At 64.3% G+C, this 6,792-nt stretch carries 6 protein-coding genes; all 6 read left to right on the top strand.

Annotation, left to right across the window (positions count from 1 at the left end; genetic code table 11):
- The coding region (locus J0M27_RS20995) for a branched-chain amino acid ABC transporter permease (RefSeq protein ID WP_294996565.1) at nucleotides 1-521 on the top strand (521 nt) is incomplete at its 5' end.
- Nucleotides 514-1,275 (top strand): ABC transporter ATP-binding protein, encoded by a 762-nt coding sequence (locus tag J0M27_RS20990; RefSeq protein ID WP_294996562.1) that lies wholly within the window; start codon nucleotides 514-516, stop codon nucleotides 1,273-1,275. The genes J0M27_RS20995 and J0M27_RS20990, both read left to right, overlap by 8 nt.
- Entirely contained in the window at nucleotides 1,268-1,981 is a 714-nt protein-coding gene (locus J0M27_RS20985; RefSeq protein WP_294996559.1) for an ABC transporter ATP-binding protein, read from the top strand. The genes J0M27_RS20990 and J0M27_RS20985 overlap by 8 nt, the downstream gene beginning before the upstream one ends.
- A 3-nt stretch (nucleotides 1,982-1,984) precedes the next feature.
- Entirely contained in the window at nucleotides 1,985-2,785 is an 801-nt protein-coding gene (locus J0M27_RS20980) for an alpha/beta hydrolase (protein ID WP_294996556.1), read from the top strand.
- 121 nt (nucleotides 2,786-2,906) lie between these two features.
- The gene (locus J0M27_RS20975) at nucleotides 2,907-4,037 is read left to right on the top strand and encodes an ABC transporter substrate-binding protein (RefSeq protein WP_294996554.1); all 1,131 of its coding nucleotides are present in this window, start codon (nucleotides 2,907-2,909) and stop codon (nucleotides 4,035-4,037) included.
- A complete protein-coding gene (locus J0M27_RS20970; RefSeq protein WP_294996552.1) occupies nucleotides 4,034-6,625 on the top strand; it encodes a response regulator in 2,592 nt (863 codons plus the stop codon). The genes J0M27_RS20975 and J0M27_RS20970 overlap by 4 nt, the downstream gene beginning before the upstream one ends.
- The last annotated feature ends 167 nt before the right edge of the window (nucleotides 6,626-6,792 follow it).

Raw genomic sequence — 6,792 nt, 5'->3', positions numbered from 1 at the left:
AACTCGACCAGTTCTACTGGCTGGTGCTGTTCTTCGCCGCCGCGACCTTCTTCCTGTTGCGTCGCATTCTCGGCTCCAGCTTCGGTCGCGCGCTGCTCGGCATCAAGGTCAATGAGCACCGCATGCGCGCGCTGGGTTTCCCCGTCTTCCGTTACCAGCTCGCCAGTTTCGCGCTCGCCGGTGGCCTGGCGGGCCTTTCGGGTTATCTGGCGGCCGTGCAGTTCGGCTTCGTCAATCCCGAGATACTTTCCTGGCACCAGTCAGGCGCCGTGCTGATGATGGTCATCCTCGGCGGCATGGGCACGCTGCACGGCGCGGTGATTGGCGCCTTCGCTTTCGTCCTGTTGCAGGAGGTGCTGTCCAACCAGGCCTGGTTCGGCGTGGCCGCCAAGCACTGGCAACTGGCGATGGGCATCCTGATCATGCTGGTGGCCTTGTACCTGCCGCAGGGCCTGGCCGGGCTGATGGCGAAACTCCAGCGGAAGCCACCGTTGGAAGCCGAGGAGGGCGCCGATGTCTGAGGCCATCCTCCGCACCGAAGGCCTGACCAAGCGCTTTGGCGGCCTGGTCGCGGTCAGCGACGTTTCGCTCGATCTGCATGTCGGCGAAGTCCATGTTGTGATCGGCCCCAACGGCGCCGGCAAATCCACGCTGACCAACCTGCTCTCCGGCGACCTGCCGGCCACTTCGGGCCGCGTCATGCTCGACGGACGCGACATTGCCGGGCTGAGCTCGGACCAGATATCGCGCATGGGCGTCGGCCGCAGCTATCAGAAGACCAACATCTTCCTGCCCTTCACGGTGTTCGAAAACGCCCGGCTGGCGGCGCAGTCGCGCACGCCATATGCCTTGCGCGTGTTCAGCCGCGCCGAAGCCTATGACGCGATCAATGCGCTGGCCAGTGCGGCGCTAGAATCCGCCGGCCTCGCGCATCGCGCCCAGCGCGTCGCCGCCACGCTGTCGCACGGCGAGCAGCGCCAGCTTGAAATCGCCATGTGCCTCGCCACCCAGCCGCGGGTGCTGCTGCTCGACGAACCCCTTGCCGGCATGGGCCCGCACGAGTCGCAGCGCATGGTGGAGCTGATCGGCAAGCTGCGCGACGACCATGCCATCATGCTCATCGAGCACGACATGGATGCCGTTTTCGCCCTGGCCAATCGCCTGACGGTGATGGTCAATGGCGAAGTGCTGGAAACCGGTTCGCCGGAGCAGGTACGCGCCAGCCCGGCGGTGCAGGCCGCCTATCTGGGCGGCGAGGAGTTGCTCCATGAGTGAACACATCCTCGATGCCAACGGCCTGCACAGTTTCTACGGCGCCAGCCACATCCTGCACGGCGTGGACTTCACGGTGAGGAAGGGCGAGACCGTCGGCCTCATGGGCCGCAACGGCATGGGCAAGACCACGCTGATCAAGTCCATGCTCGGCCTGGTGCGGCCGCGCCAGGGGGCCGTGCGCGTGCGCGGCGTGGACATGACCCATGCCGCCCCGCATGCGATTGCGCGCAAGGGCATCGCCTACGTGCCCGAAGGCCGCGGCATCTTCCCCAATCTTTCCGTGCGCGAGAACCTGATCATGGCCGCGCGCCCGGGCATCGACGGCCGTCGCGAATGGGATTTCGACCGCGTGCTGCATACCTTTCCGCGCATCGGCGAGCGCCTCAACAACGGCGGCGCGCAGCTTTCCGGCGGCGAACAGCAGATGCTGACCATCGGTCGCGCCCTGATGACCAATCCCGACCTGCTGATTCTCGACGAGGCCACCGAAGGCCTGGCGCCGCTGATCGCGAAGGAGATCTGGAGCATCATCAAGACCATCCGCGCCTCCGGGATAGCCACGGTGATCGTGGACAAGAATTACGCCGCCGTCATGGCACTGTCCAATCGCAGTGTGGTGCTGGTCAAGGGCAGGGTGGTATTCGCCGGCGAATCCTCCGAGCTCTCGGGCAACCAGGAATTGATGCATCGCTTCCTCGGCGTCTGATTCATGCACTCCGGTTTCCTCACCGCTGGCGGGCACCGCCTCGAATACCAGCTGATTCCGGCGCACCAGATCAACCGGCCGACGCTGGTGCTGCTGCACGAAGGCCTGGGTTCCGTGGCGATGTGGCGGGATTTTCCCGCACGCCTGGCGACCGCCACCGGTTGCCGCACGCTGGTCTATTCGCGCTACGGCTATGGCCAGTCCGACCTGCTCGAAGCCCCCTTCGGCACCGACTACATGCACCGCGAAGGGCGTGAAACCTTGCCCGAAGTGCTCGCGGCGCTGGAGATCGAAAGCCCGGTGCTCGTCGGCCATTCCGACGGCGCCTCGATCGCCCTGCTGCATGCCGGGGCCGGTCATCCGGTGGCGGGCGTGGTGGTGATGGCACCGCACTGCTTCGTCGAGGACATCTCGATCAGCAGCATTGCGGCGGCGAAGGTCGCCTTCGAAACCACCGACCTGCCGGCCAAGCTCGGCAAGTACCACCGCGATGTCGATCGCACCTTTTGGGGCTGGAACGACATCTGGCTGCATCCGGATTTCCGCGCCTGGAACATCGACGACTGCCTGCCGAGCATCACTTGCCCGATCCTCGCCATCCAGGGCGAGGACGACGAATACGGCACCATGGCGCAGGTCGAGGCGATTGCGGCGGGTGCGCGAAACTCGGCCGGGGTCGAACTGCTCAAGCTGGCCGACTGCCGGCATTCCGCGCACAAGGACCAGACCGTGGCGGTGATCGAGGCGATCAAGCGCTTCGTGGAAGACCTCGACATCGCCGTAGTGCCGGCGCCGACTTTCTGAGGCGTGGCAGGGCTGTCGCTTTGTTGCAGCTTGGCCGGCGCGGCGGGCTGTCGACGTGCTCGTGGCCGCCTTTTGACGAAAGTCACCCATCCAAATAGACTCGAAAATCGGGAGGCAATCGATGAGAGTGGTCCATATCGTCGCGCGTTGCGTGGCGTTTGCCCTGGTTCTGGTCCAGGCGCCGGGCGTCACCGCACAGGATTTCGTCATCGGCGTGATCGCGGGGCTGACGGGCGCTGGCGCAAGTTATGGTCGCAGCATTGTGCAAGGCGCGGAAATGGCCGTTCGCGAGGTCAACGCCGCGGGTGGCGTCAACGGCCGGCAATTGCGCCTGCGCATCGTAGATGATGGCAGCGAGCCGGCGCGTTCCGCAATTGTCATGCGCCGCCTGGTAAGCGAAAGTCCGGACCTCATCGTCGGCGGCTGGGGCAGCGCGCAGGTACTTGCGCATCTCGATTTTCCGGAACAGTCGGGAATTCCCTACATCGTCGTTGGCGCGACCAACCCGCGCATCGTCACCAAACTAAATCACTGGGTGTTTCGCGTCGTCCAGTCGGACGACCTGTTGGCCGGCGAACTTGCGCGCCAGACCCAGCGCCTGGGCCTGAAGCGCATTGCCGTGATCCATGACCGCAATGCCTATGGATCGGGCAGTCGCGATTCCTTCGTCAAGGCTCTCAAGTCGCTCGGGCTCGCGCCGGCGGAAATCCAGTCCTACGATACAACGGACACCGATTTTCGCCCCCAGCTGGAGAAGATACGGGGCTCGATGCCCGACGCCCTTGCCATCTTCGGCACCGTACCCGCAGCCCCGGCGATAATGAATCAGGCGCGGGCAATGGAGATCCAGGCGCGTTTCATCGGCACCGATGGCTTGGCCAACGATGCGTTGATTGCAGGCGCCGGAAAATCCGCGGAAGGCACGCTGCTGATGGGTACCTACCATGAAGACGTCGATCCCGAAGTCAGCGCCTGGAGCAGACGTTTTCGCGCGCAAAATCACACCGGGCAGACGCTGAACCCGGCCGGGGCGGTGAAGGAGTATGCGGCGATCCGGGATATCGCGGTTCCCTGCCTGCGAAAGGCGGCTGCCGACGTCGGTGGCCTGCGCGATTGCATCGCGGGATGGAGTGGCAAGCTTCTCGGCGTGGCCGGCGAGACCCGATTTGGTGAGAGCGGCCAGCTGGCGGCGCCACCGATCCCAATTGAAGTTCGCCAAGGCGCCTTCCGCCTGCTGCGGAGTGCACCGTGATCGCGCCGGCAGGCTCCCCCGGCAGGCAGTCTGCGGGTCGAGGCAGGTCCGCGCTGATCGCAGCCATCGCCGTCATCGCGGGCATCCTAAGTTTTGCTTTCATCGCCACGCTGGCGAGTCGCCAGAACGTGCTCGAAGCCGAGACCCGCAACATGGCGAATTCGGCCCGCCTGCTCGCCGAACGCGTGCAGAGGGTGCTGTTCAGCACGGATTTGATGGTATCGGCATTGAAGGATGAGATCGAGGCGAAGCAACCAAGTGGTGGCGACGAGTTGTTCCGGTTCGCCAGCCAGCGATCGACTTTCGACCGGATGCAGGATTCCTTGATCCGTGTCGCCGACCTCGACGCGATTTCCATCGTCGATTCCCGCGGTCGCCTGGTCACCTCGCGACGCTGGCCGGCGCCCCCGGTTGATGTTTCAGGCCGCGACTACTTCGTCGCGCTGCGCGACAACCCGAACCTGACCTATGTCATTTCGGACGTGGTCAAGGGCAGGCTCACCGGGCAGGACATCCTGATACTGGCGCGTCGCGTGAGCGCCAGCGATGGGGCTTTCCTCGGCGTGGTGCAGGGAATCATCAGCACCAACCGCTTCGACCGGCCGTTGCTCGAAGCCGTGCCCGGTGCCGACGCGGCCTTCCATCTATTCAAGCTCAACGGCGTGGCGCTTGCGTCGCAACCGGGGAGCGAAACGACCCAAGCCCACGCCAAGGTTTTCTGGCGTGCGATCGCGGCCGAGGCAATGGCCGGCGATGCGGCGGAGTTCGCCTACACGGTCGGGGCTCCCGCGAGCATGACGCGCCACGCCGCCGTCCACAGCGTCGCCGGTTATCCGCTGCTGGTCGCCCTGTCGCGCTCCGAAGCGGCAATACTCGAACAGTGGCAGGCACTGGCACGCTTGATTGCCTTGTTTGCCGCCGTGGCATCGCTGCTGGTCGCGACAGCCGCCTGGGCCTTTTCCCGTCAGGCCCGGGCCCGCGAGGCAGCTACCGCCGCGGCAAGCAGGCTCGAAGGCCTGAATCGCGAAGTGGAGCGGGTCAACCGGCGGCTGACGGAGACGCTTGACTACGCCAACATGGGGCAGTGGGAGTTCCACCCGGCCTCCGGGCATCTCCAGTGGTCCGACGAGACCTACCGCATCTTTGAAATTCCGCGCAGCGCCAAGGGCATCGACTTCGCAAGCTTTCTTGCGGTGGTGCATCCCGACGACCGGGATGCGGTCGCGATGACTTACACCGAATCGATCGCCAATCGCCTTCCCTTCGAGATTACCCATCGCCTCGCGTTTCCGGACGGACGCATAAAGTGGGTCATCGAGCGTGCACGCACCGAGTACGACGCGGCGGGCAAGCCGGCCCATTCGACGGGTTCGGTACAGGACATCACGCCGATCAGGCAGGTGCAGGAACAACTGAGCGCGGCCCTTGATGATGCGCAGGCGGCCAACGTCGCAAAAAGCGCGTTCCTCGCCAACATGAGCCACGAGATCCGTACGCCGATGAACGCGATCCTTGGCATGGTGAGCATCATTCGCCGCGCCGGCGTGACAGCAGCACAGGAAGATCGGCTGGAAAAGATCGACCGCGCCGGCGCCCACCTGCTCGATGTCATCAACGCCATCCTGGACATATCCAAGATCGAAGCCGGCAAGTTCCTGATCGAGGAAACCTCCGTCAACGTGGCAGGCATCGCGGCCGAGGTCACCTCCATGTTGTTCGACCGGGCCAAGGCCAAGGGGCTGCAACTGACCATGGAAACCGAGTCGTTTCCCGAGAACCTGCTGGGCGATCCGACCCGGCTGCAGCAGGCCTTGCTCAACTATGCCACCAACGCCATCAAGTTCACAGAGGCGGGCAGCGTGACGCTGCGTGTCGGAATGGAAAGCGAGGCGGCGGATAGCGTGCTGGTCCGTTTCGAGGTTCATGACACAGGGATCGGCATCGATCCATCGGCCGCAGCGAGGCTCTTTTCGACCTTCGAGCAGGCTGACAATTCGACGACGCGCAAGTATGGCGGTACCGGCCTTGGCCTTGCGATCACCGGGCGCCTCGCCGAACTCATGGGTGGAGCTGCCGGTGTCGACAGCGTGCCGGGGAAGGGCAGTAGCTTCTGGTTTACGGCGAAGCTTAAAAGGGGCCGGCCCGGCCCGGCCGCCGATGCACCAGCGCGTGCCGGCGCCAGCGCCGAACAAAGGCTTCAGCACGAATTTGCCGGCCGCCGCATCCTTCTGGTCGAGGATGACATGGTCAATCGCGAGGTCGCGCTGATGCTGCTCGAAGGGACCGGTTTGGTCATCGATTCCGCCGAAGACGGGGATATCGCGGTCGATATGGCCGCCCGCAAGGCCTATTCCCTGATCCTGATGGACATGCAGATGCCGACCATGGGCGGCATCGAAGCCACGCATGCGATTCGCGCCTCGGCGACCGGACGCACGGTGCCTATCATTGCCATGACCGCGAACGCCTTCGCCGAAGACAGGGCACGCTGCATCGAAGCCGGAATGAACGATTTCATTTCCAAGCCCGTCAATCCCAACGCCTTGTTCGAGATGATTCTGAAGTGGTTGCCCAAGGGATACGGCTAGCCCAGATATTTCACGAAAGTAGGTCGGCGGAATCGCCGTGAGGCGCGTTAATACTGGTGTCGAGACAGGATTAACGGAGTATTCCGCCGATGCCAAATTGTACGCGTGGGGAGATGGAGTTTGGGCGCCTGGGTCGTTGCACGATCGAGGCGAATTTCGAGGGTGGC

This window comes from Sulfuritalea sp. (assembly GCF_017302275.1).
Lineage (GTDB): Bacteria > Pseudomonadota > Gammaproteobacteria > Burkholderiales > Rhodocyclaceae > Sulfuritalea.
The sequence above is the reverse complement of the archived record's forward strand: the minus strand, read 5'-3'. Positions and strand labels throughout refer to the sequence as shown.

What these genes read in the sequence shown, in the direction of transcription:
- J0M27_RS20990 (WP_294996562.1), top strand. Translation starts at nt 514, where the DNA reads ATGTCTGAGGCCATCCTCCGCACCGAAGGCCTGACCAAGCGCTTTGGC.
- J0M27_RS20985 (WP_294996559.1), top strand. Translation starts at nt 1,268, where the DNA reads ATGAGTGAACACATCCTCGATGCCAACGGCCTGCACAGTTTCTACGGC.
- J0M27_RS20980 (WP_294996556.1), top strand. Translation starts at nt 1,985, where the DNA reads ATGCACTCCGGTTTCCTCACCGCTGGCGGGCACCGCCTCGAATACCAG.
- J0M27_RS20975 (WP_294996554.1), top strand. Translation starts at nt 2,907, where the DNA reads ATGAGAGTGGTCCATATCGTCGCGCGTTGCGTGGCGTTTGCCCTGGTT.